Origin of the sequence: Pseudomonas fluorescens NCIMB 11764, from assembly GCF_000293885.2 — a bacterium.
Taxonomy (GTDB): Bacteria; Pseudomonadota; Gammaproteobacteria; order Pseudomonadales; family Pseudomonadaceae; genus Aquipseudomonas; species Aquipseudomonas fluorescens_B.
Genome location: NZ_CP010945.1, coordinates 5,591,953 through 5,613,585 on the forward strand (window position 1 = coordinate 5,591,953; position 21,633 = coordinate 5,613,585).

At 59.7% G+C, this 21,633-nt stretch carries 21 protein-coding genes; 11 read left to right on the forward strand and 10 right to left on the reverse strand.

The genetic code is table 11. The features are described 5' to 3' along the window. Positions 1–35 precede the first annotated feature (35 nt). From B723_RS25480 to B723_RS25495, 4 genes are read right to left on the reverse strand one after another with little or no spacing between them, the layout of a single operon-like run. Positions 36–692, reverse strand: coding sequence for a DUF2931 family protein (locus B723_RS25480; protein WP_017338282.1), 657 nt, complete (start codon positions 690–692; stop codon positions 36–38). After that, positions 692–2,224: a T6SS phospholipase effector Tle1-like catalytic domain-containing protein gene (locus B723_RS25485; protein ID WP_080995157.1), complete on the reverse strand. Its 1,533-nt coding sequence runs from the start codon at positions 2,222–2,224 to the stop codon at positions 692–694. Before B723_RS25485 ends, B723_RS25480 begins: the two co-directional genes overlap by 1 nt. Further along, entirely contained in the window at positions 2,148–2,804 is a 657-nt protein-coding gene (locus tag B723_RS25490) for a DUF2931 family protein (protein WP_052909711.1), read from the reverse strand. Before B723_RS25490 ends, B723_RS25485 begins: the two co-directional genes overlap by 77 nt. Beyond that, the gene (locus tag B723_RS25495) at positions 2,804–4,354 is read right to left on the reverse strand and encodes a T6SS phospholipase effector Tle1-like catalytic domain-containing protein (RefSeq protein ID WP_031319018.1); all 1,551 of its coding nucleotides are present in this window, start codon (positions 4,352–4,354) and stop codon (positions 2,804–2,806) included. Before B723_RS25495 ends, B723_RS25490 begins: the two co-directional genes overlap by 1 nt. A 218-nt stretch (positions 4,355–4,572) precedes the next feature. Between B723_RS25495 and B723_RS25500 the strand changes: the two genes are divergently transcribed. After that, the gene (locus tag B723_RS25500; protein ID WP_052909712.1) at positions 4,573–5,013 is read left to right on the forward strand and encodes a hypothetical protein; all 441 of its coding nucleotides are present in this window, start codon (positions 4,573–4,575) and stop codon (positions 5,011–5,013) included. Between the two features lie 428 nt (positions 5,014–5,441). Beyond that, entirely contained in the window at positions 5,442–5,993 is a 552-nt protein-coding gene (locus B723_RS25505) for a cupin (RefSeq protein WP_017338437.1), read from the forward strand. A gap of 42 nt (positions 5,994–6,035) precedes the next feature. Here the strand turns inward: B723_RS25505 and B723_RS25510 are convergent, their stop codons facing one another. Continuing rightward, positions 6,036–7,709 carry an MFS transporter gene (locus tag B723_RS25510; protein WP_017338438.1) on the reverse strand — a complete coding sequence of 558 codons (1,674 nt, stop codon included), beginning with the start codon at positions 7,707–7,709 and terminating at the stop codon, positions 6,036–6,038. Positions 7,710–7,785: 76 nt separating this feature from the next. Beyond that, positions 7,786–8,493 (reverse strand): hypothetical protein, encoded by a 708-nt coding sequence (locus B723_RS25515; RefSeq protein WP_017338439.1) that lies wholly within the window; start codon positions 8,491–8,493, stop codon positions 7,786–7,788. A 267-nt stretch (positions 8,494–8,760) separates the two neighbouring features. Between B723_RS25515 and B723_RS25520 the strand changes: the two genes are divergently transcribed. After that, on the forward strand, positions 8,761–9,240 hold the full coding sequence (locus B723_RS25520) for a hypothetical protein (RefSeq protein WP_052909713.1): 480 nt from the start codon (positions 8,761–8,763) through the stop codon (positions 9,238–9,240). 150 nt (positions 9,241–9,390) lie between these two features. Further along, complete coding sequence (locus tag B723_RS25525) at positions 9,391–9,960, forward strand: chorismate mutase (protein ID WP_017339303.1); 570 nt, start codon at positions 9,391–9,393, stop codon at positions 9,958–9,960. A 4-nt stretch (positions 9,961–9,964) separates the two neighbouring features. On the opposite strand, the gene B723_RS25530 is transcribed toward B723_RS25525, so the two are convergent. Then, positions 9,965–10,354 (reverse strand): c-type cytochrome, encoded by a 390-nt coding sequence (locus tag B723_RS25530; RefSeq protein WP_031318991.1) that lies wholly within the window; start codon positions 10,352–10,354, stop codon positions 9,965–9,967. Between the two features lie 359 nt (positions 10,355–10,713). Here B723_RS25530 and B723_RS25535 point away from each other — a divergent pair, with 359 nt between their 5' ends. The 5 genes from B723_RS25535 to B723_RS25555 all read left to right on the forward strand — a co-directional run bounded on the left by B723_RS25535 (position 10,714) and on the right by B723_RS25555 (position 16,952). Then, the gene (locus B723_RS25535) at positions 10,714–12,087 is read left to right on the forward strand and encodes a glutamine synthetase family protein (RefSeq protein WP_017339305.1); all 1,374 of its coding nucleotides are present in this window, start codon (positions 10,714–10,716) and stop codon (positions 12,085–12,087) included. A gap of 7 nt (positions 12,088–12,094) precedes the next feature. Continuing rightward, the gene (locus tag B723_RS25540) at positions 12,095–13,486 is read left to right on the forward strand and encodes an aldehyde dehydrogenase family protein (RefSeq protein ID WP_017339306.1); all 1,392 of its coding nucleotides are present in this window, start codon (positions 12,095–12,097) and stop codon (positions 13,484–13,486) included. Positions 13,487–13,489: 3 nt separating this feature from the next. After that, complete coding sequence (locus tag B723_RS25545; protein WP_017339307.1) at positions 13,490–14,650, forward strand: iron-containing alcohol dehydrogenase; 1,161 nt, start codon at positions 13,490–13,492, stop codon at positions 14,648–14,650. Positions 14,651–14,764: 114 nt separating this feature from the next. After that, positions 14,765–16,321 carry an amino acid permease gene (locus B723_RS25550; protein WP_031318992.1) on the forward strand — a complete coding sequence of 519 codons (1,557 nt, stop codon included), beginning with the start codon at positions 14,765–14,767 and terminating at the stop codon, positions 16,319–16,321. A 211-nt stretch (positions 16,322–16,532) separates the two neighbouring features. Further along, positions 16,533–16,952, forward strand: coding sequence for an organic hydroperoxide resistance protein (locus tag B723_RS25555; RefSeq protein ID WP_017339309.1), 420 nt, complete (start codon positions 16,533–16,535; stop codon positions 16,950–16,952). A gap of 51 nt (positions 16,953–17,003) precedes the next feature. Here B723_RS25555 and B723_RS25560 read toward each other — a convergent pair whose 3' ends face one another. Both B723_RS25560 and solA read right to left on the reverse strand, forming a co-directional pair. Then, positions 17,004–17,339, reverse strand: a complete 336-nt coding sequence (locus tag B723_RS25560; RefSeq protein ID WP_017339310.1) for a hypothetical protein — start codon at positions 17,337–17,339, stop codon at positions 17,004–17,006. A 354-nt stretch (positions 17,340–17,693) separates the two neighbouring features. Continuing rightward, positions 17,694–18,863 (reverse strand): N-methyl-L-tryptophan oxidase, encoded by a 1,170-nt coding sequence (gene solA / locus B723_RS25565; protein ID WP_017339311.1) that lies wholly within the window; start codon positions 18,861–18,863, stop codon positions 17,694–17,696. 184 nt (positions 18,864–19,047) lie between these two features. Here solA and B723_RS25570 point away from each other — a divergent pair, with 184 nt between their 5' ends. Next, on the forward strand, positions 19,048–20,760 hold the full coding sequence (locus tag B723_RS25570) for an amidase (protein WP_017339312.1): 1,713 nt from the start codon (positions 19,048–19,050) through the stop codon (positions 20,758–20,760). 59 nt (positions 20,761–20,819) lie between these two features. Here the strand turns inward: B723_RS25570 and B723_RS25575 are convergent, their stop codons facing one another. Then, positions 20,820–21,074 carry a hypothetical protein gene (locus B723_RS25575; RefSeq protein ID WP_017339313.1) on the reverse strand — a complete coding sequence of 85 codons (255 nt, stop codon included), beginning with the start codon at positions 21,072–21,074 and terminating at the stop codon, positions 20,820–20,822. 157 nt (positions 21,075–21,231) lie between these two features. On the opposite strand from B723_RS25575, the gene B723_RS25580 reads away from it, so the two are divergent. Next, positions 21,232–21,471, forward strand: a complete 240-nt coding sequence (locus tag B723_RS25580; protein WP_017339314.1) for a hypothetical protein — start codon at positions 21,232–21,234, stop codon at positions 21,469–21,471. Positions 21,472–21,633: the final 162 nt, after the last annotated feature.

The window sequence follows — 21,633 nt, forward strand, 5'->3', positions numbered from 1 at the left end:
CTTGATAGGCGCCCGTTTTTTTTGTGCGGTGATGATTACCAGCTGCCGTAGGGGATGCCGAATTGTTCGACGTAGCGTTTCGCCTTTTCACTGACTGGATAGGCGTACTGCCCCTGACTTTTTCCTTGGTCTGGGCCCAACGGTTCTATTTCTGCTTGAGCATGAGCGACCTTGATTGCCTTCATACATTTGTCCGCGACCCACACCTGAACGACGCCCCCCGGCGCTACACCGACATACACCAGCGCGACATTGCCTGCTGGTTCATCCGGCGTTGAAGGACAAGGCTCATTCAGCGTATCGCGCATGATTTGTCGGGCTTGCTCTGGAATGTCGACCCAGGCGCGGTACGTTTGTGGCTCCACGATGGACTGCCAACGGACGAAGATTCGTTTCGGTAAGTCTGCACCGACAACTTCGCGAATCCCCCCCGTAATCTCACCCCACCCTCTTGCGGACTCCGTACCATTTTCTGGCTCGCCCCCCGCTGCCGTACCGCCACCCGTGCGACGGAACAATTTGCCGTTAACGTCTTCGACCGCACTGTCTTCAACCCAGGCTTTCATGTAATACGGTTCGTTGAAACTGAGGCTCCACCATTTTCTGGTGAGCTCCGTTTCGGGCGTTGCGAGATTTGTGGCCTGGCAGCCAGAAACCAGTAACAGTCCTACAAGCAATCCCAACAAACGCATTAAAATGTTCTCCAGCTTGAATCCGGTACATGAGGGTGACGTACGCGCACACCACTTTCGGTCGGTGCATTCGTGTAGCGGAGATTCACCCCGCGCTCACGAGTCGATCCCACTGGATTGCTCCAATTGGCAGACATATGGATGTAGCGCAATCTGAGCAGTTTCTCCTCCGCAGGCATAACCTGGTAATTGCCCCCGAGGAACCTGTCGCAGAGTGGTTGAAGCTCTGATGGAACGGAATACTGAGAGGTTTTCGGAACATCCTTGAACTGCACCCCCTTCTCCTTGGCCAGTTTATGCATCAAGTGCAGATACACCACTGACAGCTTCCCACTAACCGGACGCTTGAGTTGCAAACCTGCGTACACCCGCACCTGCCTGAACCCGGATGTCTGCTCTTCCCTCGACAATGAACTCGGTTTCGGAGTCACGATTTCCAGCATTGCTTCTGGCCAGCCATTGGCGACCCAACTCGCTTTCTGCTGCTGGGCATCACGATAAATCGAAGTGGTTTGAATGTCGGTTCCCTGTCGCACCGTCATGGCCTGCATTGGGCTGACCAGTACGCACTCTTCCACTTCCTCTCGATAACCTCCACCGATATCCGAATGCACACCGGGAACGGGTATTTCCGTATGCGCGGGAATGACTGTGCTTAACGCAAAGTTGGCCCGATGCTCGTCCCGCGCAGTCAATTGAATGACATCGGTAAAGTACTTGCGGTCAAGGTACAGTTTGATCCCCGGTGCTACCGGACTTTGGATGTTACCTATGTTTGTGACCCCCGCGACCGAGGGCACGGTATCGAACAGGCCGATGAACCCCATGATGATTTCGCTGTTGTACCGGGCATCGAAACTGGAGCTGAACCCCTTGGGGTTGCTGCGGAGCACTTCGCCCAGAGGCCCTAGTTTGCAACGTACGATTTCATTGGCGAAATGTCGGGCAGCGGCGGCGCCTCGACTGAACCCGAAGGTGTCGAATGTGAGCGATGTAATCTCACCGTCAGGATTGCGATCGATTGCTTCCTTGATCAGTGCTTTCATGGCGACAAACGCTTTTTGTACCTTCCCCGCTACGCCTGCGTCTCCTCGCCCGGTCGCCGCGGCACCCATGCTGTCTTCAGCGCCCGCATCGGTGCCGATCCCGTCTACGTAGAGACTGCGCTGTACGAGTTTGGATGACGCATCGTTTCCGGCTACTTCCGCTGTCGGATAGAGCTCATACAGCTTGAAAACATTACTCACATCATTCCCATAACTCCCCTCCGGATCCGCCATATACGGCTTGCAGCTCGCATCGACGTCTTCCGGGCGAATCGGGTGATGGGCGCCGCACAATAATCCTGACGCAGAGTTACCCGCATTGTTCAGCGTTCCGTCAAAGAACACGCCAATGCGCAACGCAACTCTGAATGCGCCTTGATAGGCGCCCGTTTTTTTTGTGCGGTGATGATTACCAGCTGCCGTAGGGGATGCCGAATTGTTCGACGTAGCGTTTGGACTCGTCGGACAACGGGTAATAGTTGCCACCGGATTTTCCGAGGTGGGGTCCCAAGGGTTCTATTTCTGCTTGGGCACGAGCAACCTTGACTGACTTCAAGCATTTATCAGTCACCCACACCTGTACGATGCCGCCGGGGGCAAGTCCGAGGTAAACCATGGTTATGTAGTTGGCTGGCTCGTCGGGCGTCGCCGGGCATCGCTCATTGACCGAGGCGTGCATGATCTGCCGTGCTTCTTCGGGTATATCGACCCACCCACGATAGGTCTTCGACTCGACAACCGACTGCCATCGGACAAAGATGCGTTTCGGTAGATCTGCTCCAACTACGCCACGGATGCCGCTGCTTATATATTTACTCCAGCCACGAGCTGCTTCGGTACCGTCCTCGGAGTCATGGCTACCTGCTGTGCCTCCACCCGTTCGATTAAACCGCTTGCCGTTGATGTCTTCTACGGCAGAGTCTTCCACCCATACCTTCATGTAGGCGGGCTCAACGAAGCTGAGGCTCCACCATTGATCTTTAGGGTCGTTTTCGCTGGAAAGTGGGTCGGCTGCCTGACATCCGGCTACAAAAAACGCGCCCAGTAATATTAGGATCGAGCGCATTAAAACGTTCTCCAGTTAGAGTCAGATACATGAGGATGTCGCACCCGAATGCCATCGTCAGTGGGTGCATTGGTGTAACGAACAGTCACGCCGCGTTCGCGGCTAGCGCCAATAGGATTATTCCAATTGGCAGAAGTATGAATGTATTTGAGTTTCAATAGCTTTTCTTCACCGGGATCAAGTTGGTAATTCCCGGCGAGGATCTTGGCGCAAATTGGTTGAAGCTCAGAAGGTAAACTGTACGCGGGATCGTTCTCATCAAGCGCTTCAAACTGAACGCCGTTCTCTTTAGCCAATTTGTACATCAAGCGTAAATACACCAACGATAGTTTGCCGCTGACTGCGCGCTTGAGTTGCACTCCTGCATACACCCGTAGTTCCTTTGGTCCTAACCTCCGCTGCTCATTGTCATGTGCCAATGTTGGCTTTGGAGTGATCACATCCAGCATCGTCTCAGGCCAACCGTCGGCGACCATTTTTGCTTTTTTCTGTATTGCATCCCGGTAGATGGATGTAGTTTTGACATCGGTACCATTGGGGACCGTGAGTGCCTGCATAGGGCTGACCAGCACGCACTCCTCCACTTCCTCACGGTAACCACCGCCAATATCGGAGTGCACCCCTGGTACCGGGATTTCAGTATGCGCAGGAATCACTGTGCTCAACGCAAAATTGGCACGGCGTTCGTCACGGGCGGTAATTTGAACGACATCGGTAAAGTATTTGCGGTCCAGGTAAAGCTTGATTCCAGGAGCGACTGGACTCTGGATATTCCCAAGATTGGTGAATCCCGCGACAGAAGGAACAGTATCAAACAGACCGATGAAGCCCATCAGAATTTCGCTGTTGTACTGACCTGTAAAGCTGGCGCTAAAACCATTGGGACTGCTACGCAACACCTCTCCCAGTGGCCCCTGCTGGCAGCGCACGACCTCATTTGCAAAATGCCTGGCCGCCGCAGCTCCTCGACTGAAACCAAACGTATCGAAGGTTAGCGAAGTGATTTCACCGCAGGGGTTTTGATCGACGACTTGTTTGATCAGGACTTTCAGCCGAGAAAATGCGTTTTGGACCTTACTCGCGACACCCGTTTCACCCCGTCCGGTGGCGGCATTACCAAAGCTGTCTTTGCTCCCGCTTTCCGTACCGATGCCGTCGATGTACAGACTTCGCAACGCCAGTGTAGGCGTGCCTTCCCCCTTCACATCTTTGTTGGCTGGGTACAGTTCATACAGTCTGAAAACATTACTCAAATCATTCCCATAACTCCCCTCCGGATCCGCCATATACGGCTTGCAGCTCGCATCGACGTCTTCCGGGCGAATCGGGTGATGGGCGCCGCACAATAATCCTGACGCAGAGTTACCCGCATTGTTCAGCGTTCCGTCAAAGAACACGCCAATGCGCAACGCAACTCTGACTTTTTCCTTCGCCGTCGCCGGTGCCTTGCCGTATTTCTCATACTCGGCCCAGCGCTTGGCGTGGATGTCGACGGGTTTGGCTTCGTCGTAGCGGAAGTTTTTCGGGGGGTTGGGTACGTATCCACTCATTCCTTGATCACCTGGCTCCTTGGTGCAACGGGCGCTGAGGGTGCCACTGTGGATCCAATCAAGCAACGCGTAGCCAGGTGCCATCACTCGGACGACATGGGCCTCGTCCATCTATTGGTTTCGTCAATGGTCACCATTAATTCAATGAAGTTCTCTTAAAAATTCTGCGGCGTAACATCGCCTCCATACCAAACAACTACACCCCGGAGCACACACTCATGAAACGCCAAATCCTTCTCAGCATCGCTTTCTCGGTTTTTGCAGTTAACGCTTTCGCCGCTTCTTCTGCTCACCCGGTTGTCGCTGAAGGCGGCTCGGATCGTCTGATTGAAAGCCGTGTGGCTGAGGGTGGTTCGGATCGTCTGATCGAAAACCGCGTCGCCGAAGGAGGTTCCGACCGCCTGATCGAAAACCGCGTTGCCGAAGGTGGTTCCGACCGCCTGATCGAAAACCGCGTCGCCGAAGGTGGTTCCGACCGCCTGATCGAAAACCGCGTCGCCGAAGGTGGTTCCGACCGCCTGATCGAAAACCGCGTTGCCGAAGGTGGTTCTGACCGTCTGATCGAAAACCGCGTTGCCGAAGGTGGTTCCGACCGCCTGATCGAAAACCGCGTCGCCGAAGGTGGTTCCGACCGCCTGATCGAAAGCCGCGCTGTATGAATGAATAGCCTTAACGCAGTACTCGACAAAAAGCCCGGCCTGATCAGCCGGGCTTTTTCTTGCTCAAAATAAATGAATGTCCTTCATTGAGGTGAAGCCGCAACACGCCTCTCGCGTATCGCGCCAGCCCGATCTTGATGCCGACCAGGATGGGCCCGGCGCGCTGCGACGTTAACGATAACGCCTGCTGAATGAACGCGCTGTGAACCTCCATCGCTGGCAAGCCAGCTCCCACAGCGGATTTTTAGCGAGCATGACATGGGTGTTCACCGCCGATGACCTACTGTCGTCCGGTTGATTCGGGCTGGTGCCCACACATTCTTTCTCGGAGAAGTGCGAACCTTCAGATACTGTTCGTCTGCCGAGCCGAATTCGCCACCGGGTCACTGGTCACACCGGAATCAGCGTCAACCGCTCCGGAGATTCCCATGGCACGTTCGCATTCCCTCCCCGCCCCCGCGCAACCCCTGTTGCTCGAAGCCAACGACTGGGTGCCCAACAATCCGCGCCTGCCGCTACTCATTTACCCCAAGGCCATTGCCGTCCAGGGCAACGATCCGGCGGCGCTGTTCGAGAAAACGTTCAAGGCCAATGGCTGGCCACCGCAATGGCGTTACGGGGTCTACGACTTTCACCACTATCACACCGAAGGCCATGAAGTGCTTGGCATCGCCAGCGGTCATGCGCGTTTGATGCTGGGCGGTCCGGACGGTCATGTACTGGAAGTCAGTGCGGGTGATGTGGTGCTGCTGCCAGCGGGCACGGGCCACTGCAACCTGGGTTCAAGCGACGATTTTCTGGTAGTCGGTGCCTACCCGCCCGGGCAGCACGCCGATATTTGCCGCGAGGCACCGAGTGCCGAGCAACAGGCAAGCATCAACACGCTGCCGTTTCCCGAGCGCGATCCGGTGCAGGGCGAGGATGGTGCGGTCGGCCAGCATTGGGTCAGCCAGCATTGGGTCAGCCAGCATCAGCCATGACAACCTCGCCCTCTCCCCCGCGAGAGAGGGCGAACGCCAGCCCTAGGTGTGATGAATTTCCCGATCCTTGGTTTCCGGCAGGAAGAACGTACCGAGTATTGCAGTCAACACCGCAATGACAATCGGGTACCACAACCCGTAGTAGATATCCCCCGTGGCCGCGACCATGGCAAATGCCACCGTCGGCAGGAAGCCGCCAAACCAACCGTTGCCTATGTGGTACGGCAGCGACATCGAGGTGTAACGGATGCGCGCCGGGAAGAGTTCCACCAGCCACGCAGCGATCGGACCGTAGACCATGGTCACGTAGATCACCAGGATAGTCAGCAGTAACAACACCATCGGGTAATTGGTCTTGGCCGGGTCAGCCTTCTCGGGGTAACCGGCGTCCTTGAGGGCAGTGCCGAGGGTGGCGGTGAAGGCGTCGTTGCGGGTCTTGAAGTCGGCGGCCGGCATGCCGGTGCCTTCGAAGCTCGGGATCACTTTGTCGCCGATACGAACCTGGGCGACTGCGCCCGGCTCAGCCTTCACGTTTTTATAGGGAATGGCCCGCTTCGCCAGCACCGTTTTGGCGAGGTCGCAGGAACTGGTGAATCTGGCTTTACCCACCGGGTCGAACTGGAACGAGCACTGGTCCGGATCAGCGACCACCGTGACCGGATTCTTCTCCTGGGCGATGAACACGTCAGGGTTACCGTACTGGGTCAACGCGTGGAAGATCGGGAAGTAGGTCACCGCCGCCAGGATGCAGCCCGCCATGATGATGCCCTTGCGACCGATGCGGTCGGACAGGCTGCCGAATATCACGAAAAACGGCGTGCCGATCAGCAGGGAGCCGGCAATCAGCAAGTTGGCGGTCTGCGCGTCGATCTTCAGGGTCTGCAGCAGGAAGAACAGCGCGTAGAACTGCCCGGTGTACCAGACGACGGCCTGGCCAGCCGTACCGCCGAGCAAAGCCATGATCACAATCTTCAGGTTTTCCCAGCGAGCGAAGGATTCCGTCAGCGGCGCCTTGGACGCCTTGCCCTCAGCCTTCATCTTCAAGAACACCGGCGACTCACTGAGTTGCAGGCGGATGTACACCGAGACGATCAGCAACAGGATCGACAGCAGGAACGGAATCCGCCAGCCCCAGGCCTCGAAGGCTTCAGTGCCGAGAATCGTGCGGCAGGCGAGGATCACCAGCAGCGACAGGAACAGACCGAGGGTCGCGGTGGTTTGTATCCACGAGGTGAAATAACCGCGCCGCCCCTTCGGCGCATGCTCGGCCACGTAGGTCGCCGCCCCGCCGTATTCACCGCCCAGGGCCAGGCCTTGCAGCAGGCGCAGGGTAATCAGGATGATCGGTGCCGCCACGCCGATGGTCGCGTAGCCCGGCAGAAAACCGACGATGGCAGTGGAGACACCCATGATGACAATGGTGATCAGGAAGGTGTGCTTGCGCCCGATCATGTCGCCCAGTCGGCCGAACACAATCGCGCCGAAGGGCCGCACGGCAAACCCCGCCGCGAACGCGAGCAGCGCGAAGATGAAGGACGTGGTCTCGTTGACGCCGGCGAAAAAGTGCTTGGCGATGATCGCCGCGAGGGAACCGTAAAGGTAGAAGTCGTACCATTCGAACACAGTGCCCAGGGACGAGGCGAAGATGACTTTGCGCTCCTCCCTGGTGATCCCGTGGTTGGGCACGTTGCCCGTGGTGGTGTCGATTGCGGCCATGAGTCTTCTCCGTCTTGCTCTTGTTGTAGGCCGGAGCACCTCACTACCATCGTCGTACCCAGGCCCTGGGCTGAAGTCATCGGATTACCGATTTCATGAAGCCTGGCAACAGGCTGACCGCCTCACATCGCTGCAAGGTTTCCTGAAGCATAATCACCTTCGCGCAGATATCCACTCGCCATCCGGCTTTGTCCGCTACCCGCCGCATCGCCTGCTCCAGCACGGCCAGCGCTTCCAGGGTGTCGGCACCCGGCGCGGGCTCGCCGGTTTTCAGATCCCACAGCAGCCAGGGTGTGCGGTCGATCAAGGCTTCGGCAAACAGCGCCGCCACATCCGGATCGTCGGGAAAGGCTTTATAGACATCGCGCATCGACGCCGCGTAGGCATCGTTCCAGTCGAAAAGTTGTTCAACGCTGGCGGCCTCGTCAGCCTGATAGCGTTGCTCCAGCGCCCGGATCAGCGCCTGTTCCACCGGTTTTGCACCCTCGCCATGCGCAAGCGCGGCACGCGTCGCCAGCCGGGCCTGGGTGACGGCGTCTTTCAATTCCTGTTCGATAAACGCATCCCAGCGTTTGTTGTAATTGGGGCCGGAAGCATAGGCGATGCCCCAGTAGGCCATCGCGCAATCGTGGTCATGTTCGATCGCCTCGCGGAAACAGCGGATGGATTCGTCGTGGTTGTAGCCGTAGCACCATAACAATCCCCGGTCGAACCAGAGCTGAGCCTGTGGTGAACGGGTCGTTACGGGGCGGCTGTAAGTGCCCAAATCGTAATAGTCGTGCATCGGTTTACCCTCTCGATCAGAGCCTGGAACCTCTCAGGAAACGCCTTGCCACGGTCTGATTTCCTGGAGACCGTCGATCGTTCAAGAGATCCAGCATACCCCGCAGGTTCTGCCCCAGCACTGCAACCGACGACAGGCTGGCGCAATGGAAGTCCGAGGACCATTGCCGACGTCGATAGTCACCATCAACTCAATGAAGTTCTCATAAAAAATCCGCGGCGTAACATCAGCTCCATACCCAACAACTACACCCCGGAGCACACCATCATGAAACGCCAACTCTTCCTCAGCATCGCTTTCTCGGTTTTTGCAGTTAACGCTTTCGCCGCTTCTTCTGCTCACCCGGTTGTCGCTGAAGGCGGCTCGGATCGTCTGATTGAAAGCCGTGTGGCTGAGGGTGGTTCGGATCGTCTGATCGAAAACCGCGTGGCCGAAGGTGGCTCCGACCGCCTGATCGAAAACCGCGTCGCCGAGGGTGGCTCCGATCGTCTGATCGAAAACCGCGTCGCCGAAGGTGGCTCCGACCGCCTGATCGAAAACCGCGTCGCCGAAGGTGGCTCCGACCGCCTTATCGAAAACCGCGTCGCCGAAGGTGGCTCCGACCGCCTGATCGAAAACCGCGTCGCCGAAGGTGGCTCCGACCGTCTGATCGAAAACCGCGTGGCCGAAGGTGGCTCCGATCGTCTGATCGAAAACCGCGTGGCCGAAGGTGGTTCCGACCGTCTGATCGAAAGCCGCGCTGCATGAATGAATAGCCTTGCCGCAGTACCCGACAAAAAGCCCGGCCTGACCCGCCGGGCTTTTTCATGCACAAAAATCAGCCCCTGCTTAATGTCGCTGTCTCACTTGTGATAAATAGCACCTGATTGCGAGTCCCGTACCCAATGAGGTTTGCCCATGTTGTGTTTCCCACGCCTGCCGCTGCTGCTGACCTGCGCCCTGTCCGGTTTACTCGCTTGCGGTGCACACGCCGCCACGCCATCCCCGGCGCCCGACAGTCTGCAGCCGCTGCTGGTGACGATGAACGAACGCCTGAACATCGCTGACCTGGTGGCATTGACCAAATGGGACAGCCACAAACCGATCCAGGACAGCGTCCGGGAAGCGCAGGTCATCGCCAACGCCAGGAAGCAGGCCGTTACCCGTAATCTCGACCCGGACGAGGTCGCGGAGTTGATCGCCGCACAGATCGAAGCCAACAAGCTGGTGCAATACGGACTGCTCGCGCAATGGCAAGCGTCGGGCAAGGCGCCGGACACGCCACGGCCGGACCTTGCCCATCAAATCCGCCCACGGCTGGATGAGCTGCAAAACCGCCTGTTGCAGCACTACGCCGATTTCGCGCCTTATCGCAAAGACCCGAACTGTGCCCATTGGCTGGCCAAGGAGCGATCCGCGCTGATCAAGGATGGCCTGCATGGCCAGGCACTGATCCGCGCCACCGGGGATTTGTGCGTGACGGATTGATGGGCTACTGCGGCTGAAACGTCTGCAAGTACGCCAGCACATCCTCGATCTTCTCTGGATCGCTGAGCCCCCAGAAAATCATCCGGGTGCCCGGCACCACTTTCTTCGGCGCTTCGAGGTAAGCCGTCAGTGTCTCGCGGGTCCAGACAATGCCGGCGGATTTCATCGCGTCGGAGTACTGGTAGTCCGCCGAGCTTCCCGAAGGGCGGCCGAAGATGCCGTTGAGTGGCGGGCCGAAACCGCCCCGGGCCGACTCGCCCACTTGATGGCAGCCACCGCAGATCCGCGTGAACAGTTTCGCCCCGGCTTCAACATCCCCCGCCGCTGCCACCGGTGTGCAAAATGCCCCTGCCGTCAGTGCAAGGACGAAGGTGAGGCTTACGGCTTTCATCATGTTCGGTTCCAGTGAGGTCAATCGGCGCAGCCGGTGCATTTTCGCGCCTACCTTACCCGATTGCAGCAGCCTGACGGGCACTGGTCACTCAAGCGTCGACGGGGTGCGCGGGTCCGGCACTGATCCCGCAATCGGTCAAGACGGTGCCAGGGGCGTGCCGGATCGTTTGCGCCGGATTGGCTACACGCCTTTGATTCAGCGGGCTTGGGGTCATGTGGACTTGCAGTTTTCAACAGTAGGCTAAGCTTGGATCAGCTCATTGCTCACGATGCTCGATTCTGCAGGGTTTTGGTTTTTCTGGAGAGCGTCTGCAACAGCTATCTCAGACAGGCCCAACCCTTTCACGCAGGATTGACGTGATGACCGAGCCCCTTCTCAGTTTTGATGCGCTCAAGCGCGCTGCTGCCGCTGGTGAAATCGATACCGTACTGGTCTGCATGGTTGACATGCAGGGACGCCTGGTCGGCAAGCGCTTCCAGGTCGAGTTTTTCATCGACAGTGGTCACGAAGAAACCCACTGTTGCAACTACCTGCTGGCCGATGACATCGACATGGAACCGGTCCCCGGTTACGCCGCGGCCAGCTGGAGCAAAGGCTATGGCGACTTCGTCCTCAAGCCCGACATGTCCACGCTGCGCCGCGTGCCCTGGCTGGAATGCACGGCGCTGGTGCTGTGCGATGTGCTCGATCATCACCATCGAAAAGACTTGCCCCACAGCCCGCGGGCGATTCTGAAAAAACAGGTCGAGCGCCTGCGCGAACGCGGCTACACCGGCATGTTCGCGTCGGAACTCGAGTTCTATCTGTTCGATGAGAGCTACGAGGCGATCCACAAGCGCAATTATCACAAACCGAAAACCGCCGGCCATTACATCGAGGACTACAACATCCTGCAGACCACCCGCGAGGAGCCGGTGCTGCGGGCGATTCGCAAACATTTGCAGGCGTCGGGCATTCCCGTGGAAAACTCCAAGGGCGAATGGGGACCCGGCCAGGAAGAAATCAACATCCGTTACGCCGATGCCATGACCATGGCCGATCATCACGTCATCATCAAGCACGCCTGCAAAGAGATCGCGCAGTTGCAAGGCAAGGCGATCACGTTCATGGCCAAGTGGCGCTATGACGCCGCCGGCTCCAGCAGCCATATCCATAATTCGCTGTGGGACAAGAACGCCAAAAAGCCGCTGTTTTTCGACGCGAAAGCCGAGTTCGGCATGTCGAAACTGATGCGCGCCTGGGTCGCCGGGCAGCTCAAGTACGCCAACGACATCACCTGTTTTCTCGCGCCGTACATCAATTCATACAAGCGCTTCCAGGCCGGCACCTTCGCACCGACGCGGGCAGTGTGGAGCCGGGACAATCGCACCGCCGGCTTTCGTTTGTGCGCCGAAGCCAGCAAATCCATCCGCATCGAATGCCGCATCGGCGGCGCGGACCTCAACCCTTACCTGGCCTTCGCTGCGCTGATCGCGGCGGGCCTGGCCGGTGTCGATGAGAAGCTCGAACTCGCGGCGCCGTTCGAGGGCGATGCCTACCTCGACGAGGATCTGCCGGAAGTCTCGAAAACCCTGCGCGACGCGTGCTCCGCACTCAAGGGCTCGAGCATGTTGCGCGAGGCGTTCGGCGATGAAGTGATCGAACACTACGTGCACACCGCCGAGTGGGAGCAAAAAGAGTACGACCGGCGTATCACCGACTGGGAACTGCAGCGCGGCTTCGAGCGCTATTGAGCACATCATGACGGCCAAGGTTCAGCTTGTTTCACCGGTCGATGGCCGGTTTTTTGTCGAGCGCGATTGTGCCTCTACGGCGCAGATCGAGCAGGTCCTGTCGGCGGCCGCCACCGCCCAGGTTCTATGGCAGCGCCGATCGCTGGGCGAACGTGCTGCCTTGTGCAGCGCCGCCGTGGACGCGATGCTGTCGATGCAGGCGGACATCGTGCCGGAACTGGCCTGGCAGATGGGTCGCCCGGTGCGCTTTGGCGCGGGAGAACTGCGCGGTTTCGCCGAACGCGCCCGCCACATGATCGCGATAGCGCCTGAAGCGTTGGCACCTGTGGAACCCGATCCTGTCGCGGGTTTTCGGCGCTTTATCAAACGCGAACCGTTGGGCACGGTGCTGGTCGTTGCGCCTTGGAATTATCCGTACCTGACGGCGGTGAATACGATCATCCCGGCGCTGATGGCCGGCAACAGTGTGATCCTCAAACACGCCACGCAAACGCTGCTGGTCGGCGAACGTTTCGCCGAAGCCATGCGTCGCGCCAAGCTGCCCGACGGGCTGTTCCATAACGTGCTGCTCGACCATCAGCAGACGTCCGCGATCATTGCTTCGGGCCGCGTGCACCAGGTTAACTTCACCGGTTCGGTCGAGGCCGGCAAAGCCATGGAAGCCGCTGCCGCTGGGCGTTTCATCGGCGTGGGCCTGGAGCTCGGTGGCAAAGACCCGGCCTACGTTCGCGCCGATGCCAACCTTGAGCACGCGGTGGAGAATCTGGTGGATGGCAGCTTCTTCAATTCCGGGCAAAGCTGCTGCGCCATCGAGCGCATCTACGTCGATCAAACAATCTATCCGGCATTTGTCGAACGCTTCATCGAACTGACTGGCCACTATGTATTGGGCAATCCACTGGACGAGGCCACGACGCTGGGCCCTATGGTGACACCGGGCGCCGCCGACTTTGTTCGCGGACAAATCGCCGACGCGCTCACGCAAGGCGCCAGAGCGCTGATCGATCCAAAGACTTTCCCCGCCGATGCGCCGGGCAGCGCCTATCTGGCGCCGCAGGTATTGGTCGATGTCACTCATCAAATGTCAGTCATGCGCGACGAAAGCTTTGGCCCGGTGGTCGGCATCATGCCGGTAGCTGGTGACGACCAAGCCATCGCCCTGATGAACGACAGCGCGTTCGGCCTCAGCGCATCCCTGTGGACCCGGGACCTCGCCGCCGCCGAACGCCTCGGCAACGAGATCGCCACCGGCACCGTGTTCATGAACCGTTGCGATTACCTGGACCCGGCGCTGGCCTGGACCGGGGTCAAGAACAGTGGACGCGGCGTCACCCTCTCGCGCCTGGGCTACGAGCACCTGACCCGCGCCAAATCCTTTCATCTGCGCCACGAGGTGTAGGCCATGAACCTGACTGGAAACTGGAACTACCCCACCAGCATTCGCTTCGGTGTCGGCCGCATCGCCGAGCTGGCCGAGGTCTGTCGCAGCCAGGGTATCGAGCGACCGCTGCTGGTCACCGACAGTGGCCTGGCGCGCGCGCCGATCACCACGGCAGCGTTGGAATCCATGCGCGCTGCCGGCCTGGGCGTCGCGCTGTTTTGTGACCTCAAGCCCAATCCCATCGAGGCCAACCTCGCCGGCGGGCTCGACGCCTGGCGCGCCGGCAAGCACGACGGCGTGGTCGCCTTCGGCGGTGGCAGCGGCCTGGACATGGGCAAACTCATTGCCTTCATGAGCGGGCAGACCCGACCGGTGTGGGATTTCGAAGACATCGGCGACTACTGGACCCGCGCCGACGAAAGCAGTATCGCCCCGGTCATTGCGGTGCCGACCACGGCGGGCACCGGTTCCGAGGTCGGCCGCGCGGCGGTGATCATCGACGAAAGCACGCACACCAAACGCATCATCTTCCACCCCAAAATGATGCCGCGGGTGGTCATCAGCGACCCGGCGCTCACCGTCGGCATGCCGGCAAAAGTCACCGCCGGCACCGGCATGGATGCGTTCGCGCATTGCCTGGAGTCGTACTGTGCCCCCGGTTTTCATCCGATGGCCGACGGCATCGCGGTGGAAGGCATGCGCCTGGTGGCCAATGCCCTGGTGCGCGCCGTGCACACCCCCTCGGACCTTGAGGCGCGGGCGCAAATGCTCGCTGCCGCAGCGATGGGCGCCACCGCATTCCAGAAAGGCCTGGGCGGCATGCACGCACTTTCGCATCCGGTGGGTGCGTTGTACGACACCCATCACGGCATGACCAACGCCACGTTCATGCCCTATGTCCTGCAATTCAATCGCCCGGCCATCGAAGAGCGCATCACCCGCCTCGCGGCGTATCTGCGCCTGCCCTCCCCCGGCTTCGACAGCTTTCTGGCCTTCGTCCTCAAGCTGCGCAAGGACATCGGCGTGCCGCATACGCTGTTTGAACTGGGCGTGGATGACCGGCAGGCCGACCTGATCGCGGACATGGCAATTGTCGACCCCTCGGCCGGCGGCAACCCGCTGCCATTGACCAAGGACGGCGCGGCCCACATTTTCGATGCGGCTTTTCACGGCCGTCTCTAGATCCGGAGCAGTCAGTGGTATCGGTTGGAAAAGGAGCAGTACGACAAGGTGTTGAAGGCCAGTCCATTGCGCACACGCCAGTGGATTGAATCAAAACCTGATGGGGTACACAGCATGAACCCAGCAAGCCAGCCTGGCACCGACGCGCACGACGATGACGTCAAGGTGCTGCACAGCATGGGCTACGCCCAGCAACTCTCGCGACGAATGGGTGTTTTCTCCAACTTCGCCATTTCCTTTTCGATCATCTGCATCCTCTCCGGCGGCATCAACTCACTGGCCCAGGGCACGTCGGGTGCAGGGGGGGCGTCGATTGGCATCGGCTGGCCCATCGGGTGCCTGATCTCAGGGGTTTTTGCCCTGGCCATGGCGCAGATTTCCTCGGCCTACCCCACCGCTGGCGGGCTCTATCACTGGGGCTCGATCCTGGGTAACCGCTTTACCGGCTGGCTGACGGCCTGGTTCAATCTGTTGGGACTGATCACCGTGCTGGGCGCCATCAACGTCGGCACCTACTACTTCTTTTTCGGTGCCTTCGGACCGGCCCTCGGCATGGAAGACACCACCACGGTCAGGGTGATTTTCCTGGCGATCCTGACCGGTATCCAGGCCCTGTGTAACCACTTTGGAATCGGCCTGACCGCGAAGCTCACCGACTTCTCGGGCTACCTGATTTTTGCCACGGCGCTTGCCTTGACCCTCGTCTGCCTGATCTCCGCACCGAGCTATGAATTCGCCCGTTTGTGGACCTTCGGCAACTATTCCGGCGAAGCCGGCGGCAGCGTCTGGCCACAGGTTTCGAACGGTTGGGTGTTCATGCTCGGCCTGCTGTTGCCGATCTACACCATCACCGGTTATGACGCGTCGGCGCATACCTCCGAAGAGACCCACAACGCGGCCATGTCGGTGCCGCGCGGCATGGTCATGTCGGTGGTCTGGTCGTTGCTGTTCGGTTGGGTGATGCTCAGCTCATTCGTCCTGATGCTGCCAAGCATGGACGAAGCGGCGAAACAGGGCTGGAACGTGTTCTTCTGGGCCATGAATGCCCAGGTGAGCCCGACCATCAAACTGGCGCTTTACGTGGCGATTTTCATCTCGCAGTTTCTCTGCGGTCTGGCCACCGTGACCTCGGTGTCACGCATGATCTTCGCCTTCTCCCGGGACGGCGGCCTGCCCTGCTCGAAAGCACTGGCCTCGGTCTCGCCGAAATATCGCAGCCCGGTGGCCGCCATCTGGACCGGCGCTACCCTGGCGGTGTTGTTCGACTGGGGCTCGTCGGTGATCTCGATCGGGGCAACGCCGGTCTACACCATCGTGGTCTCGTGCACGGTGATCTTCCTGTTCTTCTCTTTCATCATCCCCATCGTGCTGGGCCTGTTCACTTACGGGACCGCGAAGTGGCCGACCATGGGGCCGTGGAACATGGGACGCGGGTTGTATTCACTGTTCGCCATCCTCTCGATCCTGTCGATGGTGGTGATCTTCGTCATCGGCATCCAGCCACCGAACGACTGGGCGCTGTACATCACCATCGGATTCCTGGTGCTGACGGCCATCGTCTGGTTCGGTTTTGAGGCTCGGCGCTTTCAGGGCCCGCCGACGGGCGATCTGATCGTCAAGCGTCAGGCGGAAATTGCGGCGACGGAGGCGGCGTTGAACAAGCAGGTGTGAAGGCTTTTACCTGTGGGGGGCGAGCTTGCTCGCTCCCGCATTTGTATCGATCTGTATTTTTTCGCGGCGATCTTACACCGCGTTACACAAGTGCCGGATCAGGACACATCCGCACTACATGAGGATGAAAAAGTGGGCCACATCGGAAACTCAGACGTTTTCCGGTGAACAGCAATGTAGAAGAGCCCAAAAACCTCAGCAGGAACCCGCCATGATCAATCAAATCGACACCGTGCTTTACACCGGCAAGACCCACACGACCGGAGGCCGTAACGGCGAGTCGCGAAGTGACGATGGACGTCTCGATATCAAGCTTTCCGCGCCTGGCTCTTCAGGCAGTGGCACCAATCCTGAACAACTGCTGGCCGCAGGCTGGTCCGCCTGCTTCATCGGCGCCATGGGTAAAGCGGCGGTTGCATTGAAAGTGACGTTGCCGACTGACGTCGCGGTCGATACCGAAGTGGACCTGGGCAAGACCGAAAATGCCTTTTTCCTTCAAGCGCGTCTCAACGTGAGCCTTCCGGGCCTCGATCCAGTTGTCGCACGTTCGCTGGTGGATGCCGCGCACCAGACCTGCCCGTATTCGAAGGCGACCCGTGGCAACATCGACGTCGTGATCAACCTGGTTTAACCGTAGCGACAAGCGCGGCCTGCCATTGCGGCAGGCTGTGCTGGTGAAAGCTTACTGAACGTTTTTCAGCTTGACCACATCACCGGACACCTTGGTGGTGTAACCGGTCAGGACCCAGGCCCAGAACCAGTTTTCCTGCACCTGGGTGTTGATCAGTGCGTCGCCGCCCTTGGCCTTGATCGCCGCGTCTTGTGCGCGAACGAAACGGTTGTTCTGGCGGATCGGGATGACACCGAACAGCATAAGGCCGGTGGCGCTCGCTTCGCTGTGGCCAACGACGGTGTATTGGCTGGCATCGTATTGCTGGGTTTTCATCGGCGCGCCGGTGCAACCTGCCAGAACCAGACCGAGCAGGGAAACGGCAACCACTTTGCTGAGGTAATTCACTGAGTAACTCCATGGAAAAACGCCCGGGATCCATCTCTCGAGCGGCGCACACTTTACCGGAGGTAGTGGCCAATTGGTATCAGATGTAGCCGCATTATCGCCCGGCGTAACGGCCGGGGGGCTTTGATTTTCCGTATGAAGCTGTCGTTCACCGTCCGGGGTCAGAAGAAACCTGTGGCGAGGGAGCTTGCTCCCGCTTGAGTGCGCAGCACTCACAAAAACCGGCGATGATTGTCAGATTTTGGAGCCGCTACGCAGCCCAACGCGAGCAACATGAACAGCATGACCCCGACACGCGGCATTGCAAAGGAAGGGGGGAAAACAACGGGCTCATCGGTTTGGCTTAATAATGAATCAGGATTGCCCCTCAAACCGCTTCAACGAAAACGCCGACAGATCCAGGTCGCTGGAGCCACGCACACACCACTGCGCCACCGCCTCGCCCAACGCCGCAGAATGTTTGAAGCCATGCCCTGAACAGGCCGAGACCACCAGGGTGTTTTTCAAGGTCGGATGCTCGTCGATGATGAAGTGCGAATCCGGCGTGACGGTATAGGCGCACACCGCTGACTTGACCACCCGCGAGGTCACACCGGCGATCCTGCCGCGCACCTGCGTCTCGAACATGTCGCACGCTTCGGCGGCGCTGACGGTGCGGTCCAGGGAGTCCGGGGAAGATGCCTCGCGGTACTGTTCCGTCGCGACTTTCAGGCTGCTCTCGCCGGGTAACGGCGGAAAGCCGTAGTAGGACTGCCCTCGCCCGTGGGTGAAGATGAACGTCGGCGAGACCTGCGCAAACCGGGCGTTCTCTTCCAGCTCGAACCAGAACAGTTTCTGCCGACACACCCGCAACAACCGGTCGAACGGTTGACCCAACAAGTCCCGGGACCACATGCCAGCACTGACCACGACTTTGTCGGCATGGATCGTTCGCTGGTCGGTGGTGAGGGTGACGCCCTGCTCGTGCGAGGTGATGCCTGTGACGGTTTCACCCTTCAGCAGCGTCGCGCCGTGTTCCTCGGCGAGCCGCAGTTGCACGGCGATGCAGCGTTCCGGCCGGACAAAACCGCCACTCGGTTCGAAGTAGCCGACGGCGCTGTCCAGCACCGGGGAGAACTGCGGGAATCGTTGGCGAATCTGTTCGGCGGACAATACCTCATGCTCGATGCCGTAGGTTTTCGCCAGTTGAAAGGTGCGGTGGGTGAAGTCGCTCGCATCATTGGCGTCATAGTCGGGGCTGGAGGTCATGACCAGCACGCCACACTGCTCGAACAGCGACTCGCCGGACAGTGCTTCGAGTTCGCGCCAGATCCGGTGGGAGTTACGGACGACAGGCAGATAAGCCGCGCCTTCCCCGACCGACAGTCGGGTGATACGCGTATCACCGTGGCTGGAGCCCTGGGTGTGGGGCGGATGGTATCGGTCGACACCGATCACCCTGACGCCGGACTTGGCCAATTGATAGGCCGTCGCAGCGCCCATCGCACCCAACCCGACCACGGCTACTTCACACCGATGTTCCATATCATCACCGTCCGCAAAATGATCATTTGAGTCTGAAAGCCGATGAAAACTCAAGGACCGAAAAAGCCCTCAGTGCAGGGTGGGATCCCGCGGCCATAAAACGCCCCGGCACTGGCAACAACCCCTTCATTGGACATACCATGCCGCGCATTCACTTCTTCCCTATCAAAACGGCGGTAACAGCATGATCGAGGTCACCGAGGTTTCCATTGCCGAACTGCGCGCGGCGCTCGAATCCGGCCAGACCACTGCAGTGGAACTGGTCCAGGCCTATCTCGCCAGAATCGACGCCTACGACGGCGCCGACACGCCCACCGCCCTCAACGCGGTGGTGGTGCGCAATCCCGAGGCGCTCAAGGAAGCGCAGGCTTCCGATAGCCGGCGAGCGCAGGGCAAAACGCTGGGGCCACTCGATGGCATTCCCTATACGGCCAAGGACAGTTACCTGGTCAAAGGGCTGACCGCCGCCTCTGGCAGTCCCGCCTTCGCCAACCTGATTGCCTATCGCGATGCGTTCACCATCGAACGGCTTCGCGCCGCCGGGGCGATCTGCCTGGGCAAGACCAACATGCCACCGATGGCGAACGGCGGCATGCAGCGCGGCGTTTATGGCCGTGCGGAAAGTCCGTACAACGCCGATTACCTCACCGCGCCTTTTGCCTCCGGTTCGTCCAACGGAGCAGGCACTGCCACCGCCGCCAGTTTCGCGGCATTCGGCCTGGCAGAAGAAACCTGGTCGAGCGGCCGCGGCCCGGCCTCGAACAATGGGCTGTGCGCCTATACGCCGTCCCGCGGGGTGATTTCAGTGCGCGGCAACTGGCCGCTGACGCCGACGATGGACGTGGTCGTGCCGTTCGCCAGAACCATGGCTGACCTGCTCGAAGTGCTCGACGTGGTGGTGGCGGAAGACCCCGATACCCGCGGCGACCTGTGGCGGATGCAGCCCTGGGTGCCGATTCCGAGTGTCACCTCGGTGCGCCCTGCTTCCTATGCCGAACTGGCGGCGAAGCCCGATGCCCTCGCCGGCAAGCGCCTGGGTGTTCCGCGCATGTTCATCAACGCCGATCCCGACGCCGGCACCAGCGAGGCGCCGGGGATCGGTGGGCCGACGGGGCAACGCATCAACACCCGGCCTTCAGTGATTGCTCTCTGGGAAGAGGCACGCAAGGCACTCGAAGCCGCGGGCGCCGAAGTGATCGAAGTCGATTTCCCGCTGGTCTCCAATTGCGAGGGTGATCGTCCGGGCGCGCCGACAGTGTTCACCCGGGGCCTGGTGTCGAAAGAGTTCCTGCATCATGAGTTGTGGGACCTGACGGCCTGGGCGTTCGATGATTTCCTGCAGGCCAACGGCGATCCGAAACTGAACCGCCTGGTCGACGTCGACGGGTCGCTGATTTTCCCCCACGACCCGGGCACCCTGCCCAACCGCGAAGGCGACCTCGTCGCGGGCATGGACGAGTACGTGCGGATGGCCGAGCGCGGCATCACGCCGTGGGACCAGATCACTACCGTTCCCGATGGGCTGCGCGGACTTGAACAGACCCGTCGCATCGACCTTGAAGACTGGATGGACCGGCTGGGCCTCGATGCGGTGCTGTTCCCAACGGTGGCTGACGTTGCGCCAGCGAATGCCGATGTCGATCCGGCCTCCGCCGACATCGCGTGGAGCAATGGTGTCTGGGTCGCCAACGGCAACCTCGCCATCCGTCACCTCGGTGTTCCAACGGTCACTGTGCCGATGGGCATCATGCCGGATATCGGCATGCCGGTCGGGCTGACCTTTGCCGGTCGTGCCTATGACGATTCGGCGCTGCTGCGTGTTGCCTCGGCGTTTGAATCGACCGGATCGAAGCGCAAAATCCCGCCTCGAACCCCACCGTTGTCGACCGGTAAATAATGGAAGAAACGGGATTGGGGCACACGCTCCAATCCCGTTTTTTTCAGCCGGTCTACGCTTCATCGACCGTGGTAATCCTCCCCCGCGACCGCACGCAGATAAGCCTCGTCGCCCTTCGTGCGCAAGTCTCGCCACTCCTCCCAATCGATGATGCCCTGGCGATCCATTTCATCCGCCTGCCGCAGCAGCTCCTCATGGTAGGCATCCGGGCAGTCCATGCGCAGCGAGCAGTTTTCGAGCGTACGGTGCCAGGCATCCAGGGCCCGAAGTTTTTGCTCCTGGGTTCTCGTCAGCAGGTTTCTGAATGAATTCATGGCGGCGGTTTCCACGGTCGTTTCTGAATGGAGCGATCGGTGCGACACAGGTTCATCACGCCCGACCAGAGGTGAGGGGGCGACTATCGTGGGCAAAAAATCTCGAACTCGTGGGTAACCGTCGCATCCAATGTGAAGGCAAACGGAGGTACGCGACATGAACAGTGATGACCGTGATAACGCACTCGAATCGCAAACGACGTCAAACGCTCCGCCCATCGATTCGTCGGGCAAACCGGTGAATGTGGTCGAGCGGGATGTGCAGGACAGAAACGGTGAAGCCGAAGGTGTCGATCAAGCCATCACGCCCTCTTCCACCCGAACCAAAGAGCAGGACGCCGAGCAACTGCAGCGCAAAATCGACGAGATAGAACGCAAGGTTGCCGACGGCAATTAGCCGCGCCGACCTGGTTGGGTCCGGCCGAATCACCGGCGGCGTAACCCGATGCAATGCCGGACATCAATCCCCTGTGACAGCTAGCCTGCTAGCTCCCACAGGGGGGAATGCGCACACATGAAGAGCCAGGTGCTGGCCCCTCGAGAGGCCATTACGTGGGGC